The following is a 2,365-nucleotide window of genomic DNA, read 5'->3' as shown; positions in this document are numbered from 1 at the left end:
TACCGCCGCGTGCCCATGGCCCCTGGCCGCCACCGCGCGTCCGCCTCGGGCCGCCGAAGCCGCCTGGGCCGCGCCCCGTGGACGGTCCGGCCGTCACGATCGCTCCCGTGGGGGGAGTGGACGCCGTGTCCAGCGCGTACGCCACCGGACCGGCGAACACCGTCACGGCAGAGGCCACCAGCGTTGCCCCGGCCAGGACCCGCGCTCGGCGTCCAGTTAGGGGGGCGCTCGAAGCTGAGGCCGCTATCAAGGCCAGTGCCGCCAGTGCGGCGACGACCACCACGCCCGTCAGCCACGGCCGCCACTGCGGCGTGCGGTGAAGCAGTTCGCAGGCCCACACGGCCGAAACCAACACGGTTCCGGCCAGCACCGCAGCCCACGCCGGGACGTGTCGGCGCGGCCAAATCAGCCCGGCGCCCAAGCCCACCAACGCCGCGACCGCTGGAGCCAGCGCCACCGTGTAGTACTCGTGGAAGATGCCCTGCATCAGGCTGAACACCAGCCCGGTCACCAGCAGCCAGCCGCCCCAGACCATCAGCGACGCCCGCGCGGCACTGGTTCGCGGCGTCCGCCGCACCGCCCACAGGCCCGCTGCGAGCAGCAGCAGCGCCGCCGGAAGCAACCACGCGATCTGCCCTCCGACCTGCGTCCCGAACATCCGCAGCCAACCCGCGTCGCCGTTCGTGTTGCCCAGCCCGCCCGTCTCGTTCCCGTTCAGCCGGCCCAGGCCGTTGTAGCCGAGCGCCAGCTCCAGCACGCTGTTGTGCTGCGACCCGCCGATGAAGGGACGCGACGACGCCGGGACGAGCGCGACCACCGCGACCCACCAGCCCGCCGACACCAGCAACACCCCACCGGCCGCGGCCAACTGCCACAACCGCCGCCGCAACCGTGTCGGCGCGGCCACCAGGTACACCAGCGCGAATACCGGAAGCACCAAGAAGGCCTGCAGCATCTTCGCCAGAAAACCCGACCCGACGGCCGCCGCCGCGACCAGCAGCCAGCCCGTCGCCGCCCGCTCCTGCGCCCGCACCAGCGCATACGCGCCCACGCTCAGCAACAGCACCAGCAGCGCGTCCGGATTGTTGAACCGGAACATCAGCACCGCCACCGGCGTCACCGCCAGCACCGCACCGGCCAGCAGCCCAGCACCGGCCGCGACCGCGCGCCCGGCCTCACCGGCCAGCGCCCGCCGCACCGACGCGTGCACCACCGCGACCGTCCCGACGCCCATCAGCGCCTGCGGCGCCAGCAGGCTCCAGGAGTTCACGCCGAACAGCCGCGCCGACAGCGCCATCGGCCACAGCGCGAGCGGCGTCTTGTCCACGGTGATCGCGCCCGCCGCGTCGGACGCGCCGAAGAACATCGCCTTCCAGCTCACCGACCCGGCCTGGGCCGCCGCCGCGTAGAACGCGTTGGCCCATCCCGAGGCGCCCAGGCCCCACAGGTACAGCACCGCCGTCACCGCCAGCAGCACCCACAGTGCCGGACGCGCCCACCCTGGATCGTCCGGATCGCCCTTCAGCAACCGCCTCGCCCACGGCATCCGCCCGCCTCCCGGACGCGCCGCCGACGCCTCGTCCACCAACAAAGCCGTCATCGCTTCCATCCCCCCATCGCGGGACCGGCCCCGGCTCGACATCAAGACAGGGCCGGTCCCGCGCTTCGATCCCAAAGAAACCGTCAGCCGAGCCGGTACAGCTGCGTCGTCCCGGAACCCATCGGCCCGAACCCGCCCGATGCCGCCTCCGACGAGCCGGACCCGCCGTACTCGCTGGGCTGGACGAGCGTCCCGTGCTGCTTCACCCACGCCGTGACCGCCTCGGACGTCCCGGACCCGCCCGGGCCCCTCCCGCCGTACTCGGACGTCACGATGTAATGCAGCTTCCCCTCCCGGACATGCGACTGGAGCTTGGCCACCGTCATCGCGTTGTCGGTGCCGATGAACCCGCCCATCGCGATCACCGGCCGGCCCGTCTTCAGGATGATCGAGGACGCCGCCTGGGCGTTGGCGACCGCGACGAGCCACTGCGCGCCCTCCTGGTGTTTCTCCAGGTAAGAGACCATCTGTTCGCTGACCTCGCCGCCCGGTCCGCCGAAGCCCCGGCGTCCGCTCCCGGTCGGCCTGCCGCCTGATGACGGCTCGCCCGAGGACGGCCCGCCTGAGGCCGATCCGCCCGGCGGCTGCCCGAGTTCCGGGAAGCCGCCCTGCCCCGGCCCACCCGGCAGGCCGCCGCCGCCCGGAGGCATGCCTTCGAACCCGCGCATCCCCGCGCCGCCGCGACCGCCCATCCGGCCACCCGGGCCGAAGCCGCGGCCGGAGTCCGGCCCGGCCAGCGGATTGGTGCCGTTCACCGGCGCGGAC

2 protein-coding genes are annotated in these 2,365 nt (G+C 73.6%); both read right to left on the bottom strand.

Annotated elements, in window-relative coordinates; all coding sequences use genetic code 11:
* A partial coding sequence (locus tag AB0J52_RS36600) for a glycosyltransferase family 39 protein (RefSeq protein WP_500187497.1) occupies window positions 1-1,600 on the bottom strand: 1,600 nt, incomplete at its 3' end.
* Window positions 1,601-1,683: 83 nt separating this feature from the next.
* Window positions 1,684-2,365: mannosyltransferase YkcB-related protein (locus tag AB0J52_RS36595; protein WP_500187496.1), on the bottom strand; the 682-nt coding region annotated here is incomplete at its 5' end.

Source organism: Spirillospora sp. NPDC049652, from assembly GCF_040675125.1.
Classification (GTDB): Bacteria; Actinomycetota; Actinomycetes; order Streptosporangiales; family Streptosporangiaceae; genus Spirillospora.
Note: the sequence above shows the minus strand (reverse complement) of the source record. Positions and strands in the feature narration are given on the sequence as shown.